At 51.1% G+C, this 16,309-nt stretch carries 15 protein-coding genes; all 15 read left to right on the forward strand.

Features of this window, described 5'->3' with window-relative positions:
* Positions 1–4: 4 nt before the first annotated feature.
* Complete coding sequence (locus tag OGM61_07535; GenBank protein UYI83707.1) at positions 5–505, forward strand: PcfB family protein; 501 nt, start codon at positions 5–7, stop codon at positions 503–505.
* The gene (locus tag OGM61_07540; protein UYI83708.1) at positions 502–2,331 is read left to right on the forward strand and encodes a type IV secretory system conjugative DNA transfer family protein; all 1,830 of its coding nucleotides are present in this window, start codon (positions 502–504) and stop codon (positions 2,329–2,331) included. Before OGM61_07535 ends, OGM61_07540 begins: the two co-directional genes overlap by 4 nt.
* Before the next feature lie 219 nt (positions 2,332–2,550).
* Positions 2,551–2,769 carry a Maff2 family protein gene (locus tag OGM61_07545; protein UYI83709.1) on the forward strand — a complete coding sequence of 73 codons (219 nt, stop codon included), beginning with the start codon at positions 2,551–2,553 and terminating at the stop codon, positions 2,767–2,769.
* Between the two features lie 69 nt (positions 2,770–2,838).
* Positions 2,839–3,708, forward strand: coding sequence for a CD0415/CD1112 family protein (locus OGM61_07550; GenBank protein UYI83710.1), 870 nt, complete (start codon positions 2,839–2,841; stop codon positions 3,706–3,708).
* 20 nt (positions 3,709–3,728) lie between these two features.
* Positions 3,729–4,181, forward strand: a complete 453-nt coding sequence (locus OGM61_07555; protein ID UYI83711.1) for a PrgI family protein — start codon at positions 3,729–3,731, stop codon at positions 4,179–4,181.
* Positions 4,141–6,543 (forward strand): ATP-binding protein, encoded by a 2,403-nt coding sequence (locus OGM61_07560; protein ID UYI85576.1) that lies wholly within the window; start codon positions 4,141–4,143, stop codon positions 6,541–6,543. Before OGM61_07555 ends, OGM61_07560 begins: the two co-directional genes overlap by 41 nt.
* On the forward strand, positions 6,540–6,923 hold the full coding sequence (locus OGM61_07565; GenBank protein ID UYI83712.1) for a DUF3851 domain-containing protein: 384 nt from the start codon (positions 6,540–6,542) through the stop codon (positions 6,921–6,923). Before OGM61_07560 ends, OGM61_07565 begins: the two co-directional genes overlap by 4 nt.
* Positions 6,916–8,652 carry a CHAP domain-containing protein gene (locus OGM61_07570; GenBank protein ID UYI83713.1) on the forward strand — a complete coding sequence of 579 codons (1,737 nt, stop codon included), beginning with the start codon at positions 6,916–6,918 and terminating at the stop codon, positions 8,650–8,652. The genes OGM61_07565 and OGM61_07570 overlap by 8 nt, the downstream gene beginning before the upstream one ends.
* A gap of 28 nt (positions 8,653–8,680) precedes the next feature.
* Complete coding sequence (locus OGM61_07575) at positions 8,681–8,938, forward strand: DUF4315 family protein (GenBank protein ID UYI83714.1); 258 nt, start codon at positions 8,681–8,683, stop codon at positions 8,936–8,938.
* Positions 8,928–9,692 carry a DUF4366 domain-containing protein gene (locus OGM61_07580; protein ID UYI83715.1) on the forward strand — a complete coding sequence of 255 codons (765 nt, stop codon included), beginning with the start codon at positions 8,928–8,930 and terminating at the stop codon, positions 9,690–9,692. Before OGM61_07575 ends, OGM61_07580 begins: the two co-directional genes overlap by 11 nt.
* On the forward strand, positions 9,689–9,883 hold the full coding sequence (locus OGM61_07585; protein UYI83716.1) for a hypothetical protein: 195 nt from the start codon (positions 9,689–9,691) through the stop codon (positions 9,881–9,883). The genes OGM61_07580 and OGM61_07585 overlap by 4 nt, the downstream gene beginning before the upstream one ends.
* On the forward strand, positions 9,880–10,563 hold the full coding sequence (locus tag OGM61_07590) for a conjugal transfer protein TraG (GenBank protein UYI83717.1): 684 nt from the start codon (positions 9,880–9,882) through the stop codon (positions 10,561–10,563). Before OGM61_07585 ends, OGM61_07590 begins: the two co-directional genes overlap by 4 nt.
* A complete protein-coding gene (locus tag OGM61_07595; GenBank protein ID UYI83718.1) occupies positions 10,550–12,658 on the forward strand; it encodes a DNA topoisomerase 3 in 2,109 nt (702 codons plus the stop codon). The genes OGM61_07590 and OGM61_07595 overlap by 14 nt, the downstream gene beginning before the upstream one ends.
* Complete coding sequence (locus tag OGM61_07600) at positions 12,655–12,933, forward strand: immunoglobulin (protein UYI83719.1); 279 nt, start codon at positions 12,655–12,657, stop codon at positions 12,931–12,933. Before OGM61_07595 ends, OGM61_07600 begins: the two co-directional genes overlap by 4 nt.
* 6 nt (positions 12,934–12,939) lie before the next feature.
* The gene (locus OGM61_07605) at positions 12,940–16,308 is read left to right on the forward strand and encodes a YodL domain-containing protein (GenBank protein UYI83720.1); all 3,369 of its coding nucleotides are present in this window, start codon (positions 12,940–12,942) and stop codon (positions 16,306–16,308) included.
* Position 16,309 lies beyond the last annotated feature (1 nt).

Raw genomic sequence — 16,309 nt, forward strand, 5'->3', positions numbered from 1 at the left:
GAAAATGCAGGAAGAAGTGGAAAACAGAACTTTGACGCTGGTTGTCAGTGGAACAAAGTTTACCGGCAGAATGTTTAAGGCTGCCATAAGCAAGTACATGGCACATCGAAAGGAAAAGAAGCTGGAAAAACAGAGAAGCCGTGATGCGCCGGTTGTTCCGCATGGAAAACAGACTGTGAAGCAGCTTGTCGGGCAGAATCAGGGAATATCCAACATTGAGATCACAGACCCCTCTATCAAGGAGTTTGAGAAAATCGCCCGGAAATATGGTGTGGATTATGCGGTGAAAAAGGACCGCAGCAGTTCTCCGCCAAAGTACCTGATTTTTTTCAAAGGCCGTGATGCAGATGCTCTGACAGCAGCTTTTACAGAGTACACCAACAAAAAGGTCAAAAAGGCAACGAAAACAGAGCGCCCGTCCGTACTGGCAAAACTTAACCGGTTCAAAGAGATGGTTAAAAATGCTGTGGTGGATCGCACCAAGCGAAAGGAGCTGGAACGATGAAAAAGACATTGGACATCAAAAAGCTCATTTTGCTGAATATGCCGTATATCCTGATGGGACTGTTTGCTACCAATTTTGGAGAGGCATGGCGAATGGCACAAGGGGCGGATGCTTCAGAAAAGTTTCTTTCGCTGATTGCGGTTCTGCCTGGGGCGCTGCAAAGTTTCTGGCCAAGCCTGCATCCATTGGACTTGTTGGTAGGACTGTGTTGTGGAGGCAGTCTGAGGCTGGCGGTGTATCTTAAAAGCAAGAACGCCAAGAAATATCGACATGGTTTGGAATATGGTTCGGCCCGCTGGGGAACCCGTGAGGATATTGCACCTTACGTTGATCCTGTATTTCAGAACAATGTGATTCTGACGAAAACGGAGAGCCTGACCATGAACAGCCGCCCCAAGGACCCCAAGGCTGCCAGAAACAAAAATGTACTGGTGATTGGCGGCTCCGGTTCCGGTAAGACCCGATTCTGGCTGAAACCAAACCTGATGCAGATGCACAGCTCCTATGTTGTGACGGACCCGAAAGGAACAATTCTGGTGGAGTGCGGAAAAATGCTCCAAAGGGGTGCGCCCAAGCTGGGGAAGGACGGAAAGCCCATGAAGGATAAGCACGGCAAGGTCATTTATGAGCCGTACCGAATCAAGGTCCTAAATACCATCAACTTCAAGAAGTCCATGCACTATAACCCCTTTGCATACATCCACTCGGAAAAGGATATTTTGAAGCTGGTGACAACGCTGATCGCCAATACCAAAGGCGAAGGCAAGGCCGGAGACGATTTCTGGGTAAAAGCAGAAACCTTGTTGTACTGCGCGCTTATTGGCTATATCCATTATGAGGCTCCGGTGGAGGAGCAGAACTTCTCTACCCTCATTGAGTTCATCAACGCCATGGAAGTCCGTGAGGATGACGAGGAGTTCAAAAACCCCGTAGACCTGATGTTTGATGCACTGGAAGCCGAGAAGCCAAATCACTTTGCGGTGCGCCAGTATAAGAAATATAAGCTGGCCGCCGGCAAAACAGCCAAGTCGATTTTGATTTCCTGCGGCGCTCGCCTTGCCGTGTTCGACATTGCAGAGTTGCGTGAGGTCACGGCTTATGATGAGCTGGAGCTGGATACTCTGGGAGACAGGAAAACTGCTCTGTTCCTCATTATGAGTGATACGGATGACAGCTTTAACTTCCTGATCTCCATGTGTTATACCCAGCTTTTCAATCTGCTCTGCGAAAAAGCCGACGATGTGTATGGCGGCAGGCTTCCGGTTCATGTGCGCTGTTTGATTGATGAGTGTGCTAACATCGGGCAGATTCCGAAACTGGAAAAGCTGGTGGCCACCATCCGAAGCCGTGAAATCTCTGCCTGTCTGGTGTTGCAGGCACAGAGTCAGCTCAAGGCGATCTATAAGGATAACGCAGATACCATCATCGGTAACATGGATACATCCATCTTCCTGGGCGGTAAAGAGCCGACTACCCTCAAAGAGCTGGCTGCCGTGCTGGGCAAGGAAACCATCGACACCTACAATACCGGAGAGAGCCGTGGGAGGGAAACCTCCCATTCACTCAACTATCAAAAATTGGGGAAAGAGCTGATGAGCCAGGATGAGCTTGCTGTTATGGATGGAGGCAAGTGTATCCTCCAGCTGCGCGGTGTGCGTCCTTTCCTTTCGGATAAGTACGACATCACCAAGCACCCCAATTTCAAGTACACTGCCGACGCGGATGATAAGAACGCTTTTGACATTGAAGCATTCTTGTCTGCAAGGCTGAAACTCAAGCCCAATGAGGTCTGCGATGTATATGAAGTAGACACAAAGGGCGCTTAATTTCGTTCCGCTTTAGAAGGGAGTGATCTTATCTATTCGCCGCACCTGCCCTCTATGGGCCATTGGCGTACAAAGCGGACAATCGCGAGAAAAAATAATGAAAAAGGAGGACAGCCGGAATCATGCCCCCGGAAACCGGGCGGCAGATTGTTCCGGCTTTTGTATGCCTATGAAACATGACAAACATATTTTTTAATCAGATTCCGGCTAACAAACTATATGGCATTTTTTGAACAGGCAATCACCGTTCTTCAGACCCTCGTTATCGCGCTCGGTGCCGGTCTCGGTATCTGGGGCGTTATCAACCTGCTGGAAGGTTACGGCAACGACAACCCCGGCGCCAAGAGCCAGGGCATGAAGCAGCTCATGGCCGGTGCTGGTGTAGCCGTGGTAGGCATGGTCCTTGTACCTCTGCTCTCCGGGCTTTTCTCTGTCTAAGCGTCTCCGTATGAAATCCTTGCCGCTCCCGCAGTTTTGCGGGGGCGGCGGAAAGGAGGTTGACACCGTATGGATTTCTTACTTGAAGCCCTGACAAATTGGCTGAAAGAAATGCTGGTGGGCGGCATTATGAGCAACCTTTCGGGGATGTTTGACAGTGTAAACCAGCAGGTCGCGGATATATCCGTACAGGTAGGCCAGACCCCACAGGGATGGAATGGCAGTATTTTCAGCATGATTGAGAATCTGTCCAACTCCATCATGGTGCCGATTGCAGGCGTGATCCTGGCTATCGTGATGACCGTAGACCTGATCCAGATGATTGCAGACAAGAACAACCTGCATGATGTGGATACCTGGATGATTTTCAAGTGGGTGTTCAAATCAGCTGCTGCCATCCTCATTGTCACAAACACATGGAATATCGTGATGGGCGTCTTTGATATGGCGCAGAGCGTGGTGGCGCAGGCGGCAGGGATTATCAATTCGGATGCGTCCATTGACATTTCCTCAGTTATGACCGATCTGGAACCGAGGCTGATGGAAATGGATCTGGGACCGCTGTTCGGACTGTGGTTCCAATCCCTCTTTATTGGCATTACCATGTGGGCGTTGTATATCTGTATCTTTATCGTTATTTATGGCCGTATGATCGAGATTTACCTTGTGACTTCGGTGGCTCCCGTTCCAATGGCTGCAATGATGGGTAAAGAATGGGGCGGTATGGGACAGAATTACCTCCGATCCCTGCTGGCGCTGGGCTTTCAGGCGTTTCTCATTATCGTCTGCGTGGCAATTTATGCTGTGCTGGTGCAGAACATCGCTCTGGAAGATGACATCATCATGGCGATCTGGAGCTGCGTGGGCTACACCGTACTGCTGTGCTTTACACTATTCAAAACCGGCAGCCTCGCAAAATCAGTCTTTCAGGCGCATTAAAACGGAAGGAGGTTCCCACATTGGCTTATGTACCCGTACCCAAGGACTTAACAAAAGTCAAAACAAAGGTCATGTTCAATCTGACCAAGCGGCAGCTTATCTGCTTCACGGGCGGAGCGCTTATTGGCGTACCGCTTTTCTTTTTGCTCAGAAAACCTACCGGAAACAGTGTAGCGGCTATGTGTATGATGCTGGTTATGCTGCCCTTCTTTATGCTGGCTATGTACGAAAAGCATGGACAGCCCCTTGAAAAGATCGTGGGCAACATTCTCAAAGTAGCTGTGATCCGTCCCAAGCAGCGTCCCTACCAGACCAATAACTTTTATGCCGTATTAAAGCGGCAGGAAATGCTCGATAAGGAGGTGTATGACATTGTTCACCGCAATAAAAAAATGGCTGCATCGGATGTTCGGGAAAACCGAGGAAAAAACTGTGCAGCCGGTAAAGACAAAGAAAAAGCTGTCCCGCGCTGATAAGAAGCAGATCGAAGCGGCCATTGCCCGCGCTAACCGCACGGACAAAAAAGGAAAATCTGCGCAGGACAGTATCCCTTATGAACGGATGTGGACGGACGGGATCTGCCGCATATCGGACAGCCACTACACAAAGACCATTCAGTTTCAGGACATCAACTATCAGCTCTCCCAAAACGAAGATAAGACGGCAATTTTTGAGGGTTGGTGTGATTTCCTCAATTATTTTGACAGCTCGATTCATTTCCAGCTGTCTTTTTTGAACCTTGCGGCATCGGAGGAGACCTTTGCTAACTCCATTTCCATCCCGCCCCAGAGGGATGCCTTTGACAGTATCCGCGAGGAATATACCACAATGCTGCAAAATCAGCTGGCCAGAGGTAACAACGGCCTCATCAAGACCAAATACCTGACCTTTGGTATCGACGCAGACAGCATCAAAGCCGCCAAGCCCCGTCTGGAGCGTATTGAGACCGATATACTTAATAACTTCAAGCGTCTTGGTGTAGCTGCCAGAACGCTGGACGGTAAAGAAAGGCTTTCTCAGCTTCATGCGGTATTCCACATGGATGAACAACTCCCGTTTCAGTTTGAATGGGATTGGTTGGCTCCTTCCGGTCTGTCCACAAAGGATTTTATTGCACCAAGCTCCTTTGAGTTCCGCACCGGCAAGCAGTTCCGTATGGGCAAGAAATACGGGGCTGTTTCTTTTTTGCAAATTCTCGCACCGGAGCTGAATGACCGTCTGCTGGCTGATTTTCTGGATATGGAAAGCTCGCTCATTGTGAGTATGCACATTCAGTCGGTGGATCAGGTGAAAGCCATCAAAACGGTAAAGCGGAAGATTACCGACCTGGACCGCAGCAAGATTGAGGAACAGAAAAAAGCAGTCCGTGCCGGATACGACATGGACATCATTCCATCTGACCTTGCTACCTACGGCAGTGAAGCGAAAAAACTCTTGCAGGATTTGCAGAGCCGCAACGAGAGAATGTTCCTTTTGACCTTTCTGGTGCTGAACACAGCGGACAATCCCCGTCAACTTGGCAACAACATCTTTCAGGCAGGCTCTATTGCCCAGAAGTATAACTGTCAGCTGACCAGGCTGGACTTCCAGCAGGAAGAAGGGCTGATGAGTTGTCTGCCTCTGGGTCTCAATCAGATTGAGATTCAGCGAGGACTGACCACCAGTTCCACAGCTATCTTTGTGCCCTTTACTACGCAGGAACTGTTCCAGAACGGGAAAGAAGCTCTGTACTACGGCATCAATGCTCTGTCCAACAACCTCATCATGGTGGACAGAAAGCTGCTGAAAAACCCCAACGGCCTGATTCTGGGTACGCCGGGTTCCGGTAAGTCCTTCAGCGCAAAACGAGAAATTGCCAACTGCTTTTTGCTTACCAGTGATGATGTTATTATCTGTGACCCGGAAGCGGAGTACGCACCTCTTGTTGAGCGTCTGCATGGGCAGGTCATCAAGATCTCACCTACTTCAACCAACTATATCAATCCGATGGATCTGAATCTGGACTATTCGGATGATGAAAGCCCGCTGTCACTCAAGTCTGACTTTATCCTCAGCTTGTGTGAGCTGATCGTGGGCGGTAAGGAGGGCTTGCAGCCGGTGCAGAAAACCATTATTGACCGTTGTGTACGGCTGGTTTACAACGAATATCTCAATGACCCAAAGCCGGAGAATATGCCGATTTTGGAGGACCTTTATAACTTGCTGCGGGAGCAGGAAGAAAAAGAAGCTCAATACATTGCAACGGCATTGGAAATCTATGTAACGGGTTCTTTGAATGTGTTCAATCATCAGAGCAATGTGGACATTGATAACCGGATTGTCTGCTATGACATCAAGGAACTGGGCAAGCAGCTCAAGAAAATCGGTATGCTGGTGGTACAGGATCAGGTGTGGAACCGCGTTACCATCAACCGTGCCGCTCACAAGTCTACCCGCTACTACATCGACGAGATGCACCTGCTTTTGAAGGAGGAGCAGACCGCCGCCTATACGGTGGAAATCTGGAAGCGATTCAGAAAATGGGGCGGTATTCCGACAGGTATCACCCAGAATGTCAAAGACCTTTTGAGCAGCCGCGAGGTGGAAAATATCTTTGAAAATTCCGACTTCGTGTATATGCTCAACCAGGCAGGCGGAGACCGTCAGATCCTCGCCAAGCAGCTGGGGATTTCCACACACCAATTATCTTATGTGACCCACTCCGGTGAGGGCGAGGGCCTGCTGTTTTATGGCTCTACAATCCTGCCTTTCGTGGATCACTTCCCGAAGAATACCGAGCTTTACCGCATTATGACCACCAAACCCCAGGAACTGAAAAAGAAGGAGGATGAATGATGATGAACCCCAACATTTTGAATAAAAACCCGCTGATGTTTTTTGACAGGGCGGTAAATGCCCAGCGCAGCCAGTTGCTTACGGTCATGGCCGATGCGGTAAGTGAGTGCCGCACGGCGGCAGATCAGGCAGCCGAACTGAATGAGACCGGTCAGGTGGGGCTTCTCCGTCTGGCAGAGGTCTGGAGCACCATCCGTGCCAAGGAAGGTATGGGCGGCCTGATTCTGGAAGGAACAGAGGCGAAGATCCTTTCCGATGTGGTGGCACAGTTTTATGCCTACCTGTCCGGCTGTATGTTCAACGATCCTGTGGGAATGGCCATTTATGCAGAGCTGCACTACATGATGTCCTCCCTCATGCTGGGAGAATGGTTTGAATAAAGAGCCGCGCCTGCGCTTTACTGATGAGGAACGGTCTGATCCTGCACTGGAAAAGCCGATCCGTAAAGCGGAGAAAGCTGCGGCCAGAGCAGATAAGGCGCAGGCCAATATCCCAAAGAAAAAGGTCAGGCAGACGGTCATTGACCCGGATACCGGAAAAAAGACCTCGAAGCTGACCTTTGAGGACAAGAAAAAGCCACCTTCCAAAGTTTCTCAAGGAGTCAGGGAAGCTCCCGTCCATCTGGTCGCAGGCAAGCTCCACAAAGAGATCCGGGAAACAGAGCAGGACAATGTGGGCGTGGAAAGCGCCCACAAGTCCGAGGAAGCGGTGGAGACCGGCGCTTATCTGGTGCGGGAGGGCTATCGCAGCCACAAGCTGAAGCCGTACCGCAAAGCAGCCCAGGCAGAGCGTCAACTGGAAAAGGCAAATGTAAATGTTCTGTACCAGAAATCTTTGCAGGAAAATCCCCAGTTTGCCAGCAACCCTCTTTCCCGCTGGCAGCAAAAGCAGGCCATCAAAAGGCAGTATGCCGCCGCCAAACACGCCGGTCAGACTGCCGGAAATACCGCCCAGGCTGCATCTAAAACCGGAAAAGCCGCAAGGACGGTAAAAGAAAAGGTACAGCAGGCAGGGGCATTCGTCATGCGCCACAAGAAGGGTTTCCTGATGGCAGGGGTTTTGTTCCTCATTACCTGTATGCTGATGAATACCATGTCCTCCTGCTCCATGATGGCGCAGAGCATCGGTTCCGTTCTCTCCGGCACCACCTATCCGTCGGATGACCCGGAAATGCTGGCGGTGGAGGCAGATTATGCAGCCAGAGAAGTCCAGTTGCAGGAGGAAATCGACAACATTGAAAACAGCCACCCAGGGTATGACGAGTATCGCTATGACCTTGGTATGATCGGCCATGACCCTCATGAGCTGGCAGCATTTCTGTCTGCCGTCTTGCAAGGTTACACCCGGCAGAGCGCTCAGACAGAGCTGGCGCGTGTGTTTGCAGCACAGTATCAGCTGACGCTTACTGAGGAAGTGGAGATTCGCTACCGCACGGAGACCTCCACCGACCCGGAGACCGGCGAGACCACCTCAGAAGAAGTCCCCTATGAGTATTACATTTTGAATGTGAAACTCACCAGCAAGCCCATTTCCGCTGTGGCGTCGGAGTTACTGACCTCGGAGCAGATGGAAATGTATCAGGTTTACCGGCAGACCATGGGCAATAAGCCGCTGTTGTTTGGCGGTGGTTCCCCTGACATGAGCAATTCCGAGGACTTGACCGGTGTACAGTTTGTAAATGGAACCCGTCCCGGAAATCCGCAGTTGGTGGAGCTGGCCAAGCGTCAGGTCGGCAATGTGGGTGGCTATCCTTATTGGAGCTGGTATGGCTTTGACAGCCGCGTGGAGTGGTGCGCCTGCTTTGTATCCTGGTGTTATAACCAGGCTGGAAAAAGTGAGCCGCGCTTTGCAGGCTGTGAGTGGCAGGGCGTTCCGTGGTTCCAGTCTCATGGACAATGGGGTGCAAGAGGCTATAACAATCTGGCTCCCGGAGATGCAATTTTCTTTGATTGGGATTTAGATGGGACAGCGGACCATGTGGGTATAGTGATCGGTACGGATGGCAGCCGTGTTTATACGGTGGAGGGAAATTCCGGCGATGCCTGCAAGATCAAAAGTTATGACCTGAATTATCAAAGTATTAAGGGCTACGGCCTGATGAACTGGTAACAGACTTTGTGGAAAGGAGTGAACGGTTATGGCAAAAAACAAAATTGAACGTATCGACCAGGAAATTGAGAAAACCCGTGAGAAGATTGCGGAATATCAGGAAAAGCTCAAGACCCTGGAAGCACAGAAAACGGAGGCAGAGAATCTGGAAATCGTTCAGATGGTTCGTGCGTTACGCATGACTCCAGCACAGCTGAACGCTATGCTTTCCGGTGGAATGAACCACGGCAGAGATACGGCACTGTCGGAATCAAATAATCAGGAGGCTACCGCTTATGAAGAATAAAAGAATTTGCAAAACACTTTCCGCCATTTGCCTGACAATGGTTGTGGCATTTGGCTTTACGATCCCTGCTTTCGCACAGGGGTCAGAACAGGCTCCGGCGGCACCGGCAGAGGATTCTACCAATGACAGCAATGTGATTGTGGAAGAAACAGAACCGGCACCGGCACTTACACCGGAGGGGAATGCGGCATTGGTGGATGATTTTGGAGGCAATAAGCAGCTTATTACTGTTACGACCAAAGCTGGAAATTACTTTTACATCCTGATTGACAGGGCGAATGAGGACAAGGAGACTGCTGTTCACTTTCTGAATCAGGTGGACGATGCAGACCTTGCGGCGCTGATGGAAGATGGAAAAGCAAAAGAGGAGCCGCCTGCGGTATGCAGCTGCACGACAAAATGTGAAGCAGGGGCAGTCAATACGGCTTGTCCGGTCTGTGCAACTGATAAGAGTAAATGTACGGGCAAAGCACCGGAACCTCCGGCAGAAATATCGGAGCCGGAAAAGGAGAAGCCTGCCGGACTGAATCCGGCTGCGCTGGTCCTTTTACTGGCTCTGCTTGGTGGCGGTGGCGTATTTGCCTATTTGAAGCTCGTTAAGAACAAGCCTAAGACCAAGGGCAATGACAGTCTGGACGATTATGATTATGGCGAGGAAGATTCCGAGGAATGGGAAACCGAAAATGAGGAGTCGGACGAGCCGGACGCTGACGGGGGCAGCACAGAAGAAGATGACGAGGACAGCGTGAAATGACCCGTTTCACAGACAGTCCCTATGAACGCATGATGACACGCAGGCCGGAGGGCGGGAGGGAAACTTCCCGTCCTCCTTCTTTACCCCACAACCACCCCTGCTATGGCTGCGGGAGTTATGGAAGCCCCTGCGTAGGCATCTGCCATCGTGAGATGGAACGCTGGCTCAAAGAAAGGAAACGAAAAAAATGAGTGTTCTGATTATATTTATCAAGCTGATTGCTGTTTTTGACCTGCTGGTGATCGCCGTGTATTTTGGCGGCGACATTCTTTCTACCATGTTAAACAAACTTCGGAGAAAGCCAAAGCAAGATGACCCCTTTGATTTCTCCTTAGATACCGTGACAGTTTCATTGTCCATAGATTCTATCCGTCAGCTTTATTCCGGTGACGCGGCAGAGTTTGTGGAAGAAAAGATCCTGCCAAATGCGGAGAAAACAATGGCCGTTTTGACGGAACAAGAACAGACGGCGACTCGTCTGCTCTTATCTGCTCTGATCGGTTTTCTTGCAGCAGAAGCTCCTATGGATGAACAGAGCTTTCCTTTGATGATGGAACTTCTGAACTGCATGGAAGGGGAAAAAGAAGATGGTTGCCAGGATGCAGTAGATAGTTTACTTGAAGATGCCGCCTGCAATACCCGCCGTCACGAAGAATATTACAGCAATTATCAACGCTACCAGCTGATGCAGGTGGATAAAACCCGTGTCATTTTGGCTTGTCGTATCATCATCAATGACCTGCTGGGGAAACTGTACCGCTATGACTACCGGTTTGGTTATAACCTGCTACTGGATGAGGAAAACAGCATAGAGAAAAAACTGCACACGCCTGTGCGGGAAGAATGGGAGGCTGAAGATGATGAGATATAAACTGGTAATCGCTGAAAAACCATCGGCTGCACAAAGTCTGGCCGCCGTGATCGGCGCGACTGCTCGTAAGGACGGCTATCTGGAGGGGAACGGCTGGCGTGTCAGCTGGTGCGTGGGCCATCTGGCCGGTCTTGCGGATGCAGACAGCTATGACCCCAAGTACGCCAAGTGGCGATATGATGACCTGCCTATTCTGCCGGAGCATTGGCAGATGGTGGTGGGAAAGGATAAGAAAAAGCAGTTTGATATTCTCAAAAAGCTGATGAACGCCCCGGATGTGATGGAAGTGGTAAATGCCTGTGATGCCGGACGCGAGGGTGAGCTGATCTTCCGCAGCGTCTATGAGCTGGCAGGCTGCCAAAAGCCCATGAAACGCCTCTGGATTTCTTCGATGGAGGACTCCGCCATAAGGGAGGGCTTTGCAAACCTGCGCCCCGGTGCGGACTATGACGGACTTAGGGATGCTGCCCTCTGCCGTGCCAAGGCCGACTGGCTGGTGGGGATCAATGCCACAAGGCTTTTTTCCGTGCTGTATCACCGCACACTCAACATCGGGCGCGTGATGTCCCCAACGCTGGCACTCATTGTCCAGCGAGAAGCTGAGATCGACACTTTTAAGCCGGTTCCCTTTTATACCGTGGCGCTGGAGCTGCCCGGTCTTACCGTATCCGGGGAGCGCATGGCGGATAAAGCTGCTGCCGAACAGCTGAAAGAAGCCTGTCAGGGTGCAAATGTCACAATCAAAAAGGTGGAGCGCAAGGAAAAGTCCGAAAAGCCACCTGCCCTTTATGACCTGACTACTCTGCAAAGAGATGCCAACCGCCTGCTTGGATTTACGGCCCAGCAGACCCTAGACTATCTGCAAAGCTTGTATGAAAAGAAGCTCTGCACCTATCCCCGTACTGACAGCCGCTATCTGACCGGTGATATGGCAGACAGCCTGCCGGTGTTGGTGAATCTGGTTGCCAATGCTATGCCGTTTCGCAAAGGGATCGCCATTACCTGTGATCCGCAGACAGTCATCAACGATAAGAAAGTAACCGACCACCACGCAGTAATCCCTACCAGAAATCTCAAGGATGCAGACCTTTCTGCCCTTCCTGCGGGAGAAAAAGCGGTGCTGGAGCTGGTGGCCCTGCGTCTGCTGTGTGCCGTGGCCCAGCCCCATATCTATTCGGAAACCGTTGTGATTGCAGCGTGTGCCGGTAGGGAGTTTACCGCCAAAGGAAAAACGGTGAAGCACCCCGGATGGAAAGCACTGGAGGACGCCTACCGTGCCAAAATGAAGGATGCAGAGCCGAAAAAAGAGGGCGCAGAGAAAGCCCTGCCGGAGCTGACCGAAGGACAGACCCTTTCGGTTGTTGCTGCAATCGTCAAAGAAGGCAAAAGCAGTCCGCCCCTGCACTTTACGGAGGACACTCTGTTGTCCGCGATGGAGACTGCCGGAAAAGAGGATATGCCGGAGGATGCCGAGCGAAAAGGTCTGGGGACACCGGCCACCCGTGCCGGTATTTTGGAAAAGCTGGTATCTGCCGGTTTTCTGGAACGAAAAAAGAGCAGGAAAACGGTGCAGCTTCTCCCTTCCCACGATGCAGTTTCCCTGATCACCGTTCTGCCGGAACAACTGCAATCGCCGCTTCTGACTGCCGAGTGGGAGTACCGACTGGGCGAGATCGAGCGCGGGCAGCTTGCCCCGGAGGAGTTTTTGGACGGGATCAGCACCATGCTGAAAGATCTGGTGGGAACTTATCAGGTCATCAAAGGAACTGAGTACCTGTTCACTCCGCCCCGTGAGGTGGTGGGCAAATGCCCTCGCTGCGGCGGTGAAGTTGCAGAACTGCAAAAAGGCTTCTTCTGTCAGAATGATTCTTGCAAATTTGCAATCTGGAAAAATAACAAATGGTGGGCTGCCAAGAAAAAACAGCCGACCAAGGCTGTGGTGTCTGCACTGCTTAACGATGGCCGTGTCCGTGTGACGGGGCTATATTCGGAGAAAACCGGCAAGACCTACGATGCCACTGTGGTTTTGGAGGACGATGGACAGTACGCCAACTTCAAGCTGGAATTTGATCAGCGGAAAGGAGGCAGCCGATGAAGCTCTCTTTAGTGGAACGGGAAACCATTCTCCTTTATAACCAGGCAGAACCAATGGCTGAGGTCTACACCCACGATCCCCGTCTGATGGAGAAGCTGGAACTGCTGGCAAAAAAGCACCCCGACCAGATCACCCGAAAGGACGCCCATAACTTTACCGTCCCAAAGCGGTGTGTATCAGTCCGGGAGCCATATAGCGTAGAACGCCGCAAAGCCGCCAGTGAGCGTGCGAAAGCTGCCGGATACCAGCCCCCTGTGAGAAAGTCCAGCAGTTAAAGGCACATGACAGAGAATGTATTTGAAGCAGTCAAGCAGTCGGTCAGCACCAGAGATGCGGCAGCGTTTTATGGGATCGAGGTCAAACGAAATGGCATGGCCTGCTGTCCCTTTCACGATGATAAGAACCCCAGCATGAAGGTAGACCAGCGGTTCCACTGCTTTGGCTGCGGTGAAGATGGGGATGTGATCGACTTTACCGCAAAGCTCTTTGACCTCTCCCCAAAAGAAGCGGCGGAGAAACTGGCACAGGACTTTGGCCTAATCTATGACAGTCAGGCCCCTCCCCGTAGGAGATATGTCCGGCAGAAAACAGAGGCACAAAAGTTTCGGGAGGACCGGCAGCGGTGTTATCGCGTACTGTCCGATTACTACTATCTGCTGAAAAAATGGGAGGCCGACAATTCTCCCCGGACACCGGAGGAAGAACCGCACCCCCGTTTTGTGGAAGCAATCCAGAAGAAAACCTATGTAGAGTACCTGTTGGACCTTTTTTTTTATGAAAGTGAAGAAGAACAAAAGGCATGGATTGCAGAACACACAGCAGAAATCACACATTTGGAAAGGAGATTGAAAATCATGGCTGAGAACAAACACACCAACCGAGAGCGGCTAAGGGAAATCACAGATGGCATCGAGCAGGGGATCAAGGAACTGTTTGAGAGTGAAAAGTATATGCGCTATCTGTCCGTCATGTCCCGCTTCCACCGCTATTCGGTAAACAACACCATGCTCATCTATATGCAGAAGCCGGACGCTACATTGGTAGCCGGATACAATAAGTGGAAAGACCAGTTTGAGCGTCATGTAAAAAAGGGCGAGCATGGCATTACCATCATTGCTCCCACACCATATAAGAAGAAAATCGAGGAGCAGAAACTGGACCCGGATACCAAGGCTCCGATTTTGGATAAAGACGGAAAGATCGTCACAGAGGAAAAAGAAATCGAGATCCCCATGTTTCGCCCGGTCAAGGTCTTTGATGTGAGCCAGACCGACGGGAAACCTTTGCCTGAGCTTGCTTCCTCCCTTTCCGGCAATGTGCCAAATTATGAGGCATTCATGGAGGCTCTGCGCCGCAGTGCGCCGGTGCCGATCACTTTTGAAGCAATGGCCGCCGATACGGACGGCTATTTTTCTGCCGATCATCAGAAAATCGCCATTCGCCAGGGCATGAGTGAGGTGCAGACGGTTTCGGCCACAGTACACGAGATTGCCCACAGCAAGCTCCACAATCAGAAAAAGATTCAGATTGCCAATGACGAGCAATATCAGGAGATCGAGCTGTTTGATAAACCCGGTCTGTTCTCCAATGGGCGGATTGTCCGTGATAATCTGCCGGAGGGCGTTTATTGCTATGACCTGCGCGGTTCTGACTACGACCCCGGAGAGCCGGTCTGTGTAGAAGAACAAGTGGTTGTAAACCATGCAGGTTCCGTTCTGCTGACAGAGCCGCTGGAGCTGGCGGAAGATGGACGCCTGATGCTGACCGAGGAAGAAGGGCTGAATTTTGTTGGCGGCTTTTCTACCCTCACCCAGTTTTTGCAAGAACAGAGGAAAGACCGCCACACGGAGGAAGTGGAGGCTGAAAGCATCTCCTATGCAGTCTGCAAATATTTTGGCATCGAGACCGGAGAAAACAGCTTCGGCTATATTGCAAGCTGGAGTCAGGGCAAGGAGCTGAAAGAGCTGAGAGCCAGTTTGGAGACCATCAATAAGACCTCCGGCACTTTGATCTCTGACATTGAGCGCCACTATAAGGAAATATGTAAAGAGCGTGGGATTGATCCCCATGCAAAGGCAGAGCCGGAAACCGCCCCGATAGAGCAGCCAACCGGCAATCTGACTTACTATGTGGCAGAGTGCATGGAGTTTTCAAACCTTGGAGAATATCACGATAACCTGTCTTTGGAGGAGGCGGTCCGCATCTATCAGGAAATTCCGGCAGAGCGAATGAACGGGATCAAGGGCATTGGCTTTGAGCTGAAAGACGGAAGCGACTATGAAGGACCGTTTCCAATTTTGACCGGGCAGACCATTGACCTGGACACTATTCAGGCAATCGACTATTACCGTGACAATCCGCTGGTACAGAAAGCGGTAAAGGAACTGGCTGCGGCCATGTCGGAAATGGAGGTACTGGGGGCGGATGCCAACCGGCAGGAGGCTTTGTTTCTGATCAACGATACTACCTATTTTCATATCCAACCTTGTGACAGCGGATGGGACTACACTCTTTACGATGCTGCGTCCATGAAAGAGCTGGATGGTGGTCAGCTGGATATGCCGGAGCTTTCCTGCATGAAGGCAGTTCTCCAGATTTGTGATGATAACGATCTGGACAGCACTTTGCTCAGACGCGCTCCCTTGTCTATGGTTGAGACCTTGCAGGAAGCTGCTTATGAGCAGATGCAAGCAGAGGCAAGTCAGATGACCGCTTCTGCCCAGCTGCCGGAAGCGCAGGAGCAGGCACTGGATGAATACCCCATGCCAGATGAGCAGGTATCCACACAGGATATGCAGGAATACGGCTACTCCTATGATGGGATGCTCCCTGTTACCAGAGAACGGGCGTTGGAACTGGATGCCGCCGGTTTGACCGTCTATGTGCTGCATGAGGACAATACGGAGAGCATGGTGTTTGACCCGCAGGAAATCATGGATCATGGCGGTCTTTTCGGTGTGGACCATGAGGAATGGGAGAAAAGCCCTCAGTTCCACGAAAAGGTCATGGAGCGTCAGGAACATCAGCAGGAACGCGAACAGGCATTTCTCTCCCAGAACAGAGATTGCTTTGCCATCTATCAGGTAAGTCGTGACGATCCGCAGAATGTGCGCTTTATGAATCTGGACTGGTTAAAGTCCCATAACATTTCCATAGACCGCAGCAATTATGACCTCATTTACACAGCTCCTCTGAGGGAGTCTGGCACTGTGCCGGAGCAGCTGGAAAAACTCTATCAGCAATTCAATCTGGAAAAGCCCGTGGACTTTCACAGTCCCTCCATGAGCGTCAGCGACATCGTTGCGATCAGACAGGACGGTAAGGTATCCTGTCATTACTGTGACAGTGTTGGTTTTACCCAGATCCCCGGATTCCTGCCAGAAAACCCGCTGAAAAATGCGGAAATGATGCTGGAGGACGATTACGGCATGATCGACGGTATCATCAACAATGGCGCAAAAGAACCTACGGTGGCAGAGCTGGAACAGCAGGCCCGAAGCGGTCAGCCCATTTCCCTGATGGAGTTGGCAGCCGCCACCCATCGGGAGGAACGGGAAAAGAAAAAGTCCGTCATGGAGCAGCTGAAAGGCCAGCCCAAGACAGAACACAAAAAGACAGCACCCAAAAAGAGTGCGGAAAGGGAGATTTGAT

It is taken from the genome of Clostridiales bacterium, from assembly GCA_025757645.1.
GTDB lineage: Bacteria > Bacillota > Clostridia > Oscillospirales > Oscillospiraceae > CAG-103.

Excerpts from the sequence above, each read along its gene's own strand:
- OGM61_07535 (UYI83707.1), top strand. The coding sequence starts at position 5 with ATGCAGGAAGAAGTGGAAAACAGAACTTTGACGCTGGTTGTCAGTGGA.
- OGM61_07540 (UYI83708.1), top strand. The coding sequence starts at position 502 with ATGAAAAAGACATTGGACATCAAAAAGCTCATTTTGCTGAATATGCCG.
- OGM61_07545 (UYI83709.1), top strand. The coding sequence starts at position 2,551 with ATGGCATTTTTTGAACAGGCAATCACCGTTCTTCAGACCCTCGTTATC.
- OGM61_07550 (UYI83710.1), top strand. The coding sequence starts at position 2,839 with ATGGATTTCTTACTTGAAGCCCTGACAAATTGGCTGAAAGAAATGCTG.
- OGM61_07565 (UYI83712.1), top strand. The coding sequence starts at position 6,540 with ATGATGATGAACCCCAACATTTTGAATAAAAACCCGCTGATGTTTTTT.
- OGM61_07575 (UYI83714.1), top strand. The coding sequence starts at position 8,681 with ATGGCAAAAAACAAAATTGAACGTATCGACCAGGAAATTGAGAAAACC.
- OGM61_07580 (UYI83715.1), top strand. The coding sequence starts at position 8,928 with ATGAAGAATAAAAGAATTTGCAAAACACTTTCCGCCATTTGCCTGACA.
- OGM61_07585 (UYI83716.1), top strand. The coding sequence starts at position 9,689 with ATGACCCGTTTCACAGACAGTCCCTATGAACGCATGATGACACGCAGG.
- OGM61_07590 (UYI83717.1), top strand. The coding sequence starts at position 9,880 with ATGAGTGTTCTGATTATATTTATCAAGCTGATTGCTGTTTTTGACCTG.
- OGM61_07595 (UYI83718.1), top strand. The coding sequence starts at position 10,550 with ATGATGAGATATAAACTGGTAATCGCTGAAAAACCATCGGCTGCACAA.
- OGM61_07600 (UYI83719.1), top strand. The coding sequence starts at position 12,655 with ATGAAGCTCTCTTTAGTGGAACGGGAAACCATTCTCCTTTATAACCAG.
- OGM61_07605 (UYI83720.1), top strand. The coding sequence starts at position 12,940 with ATGACAGAGAATGTATTTGAAGCAGTCAAGCAGTCGGTCAGCACCAGA.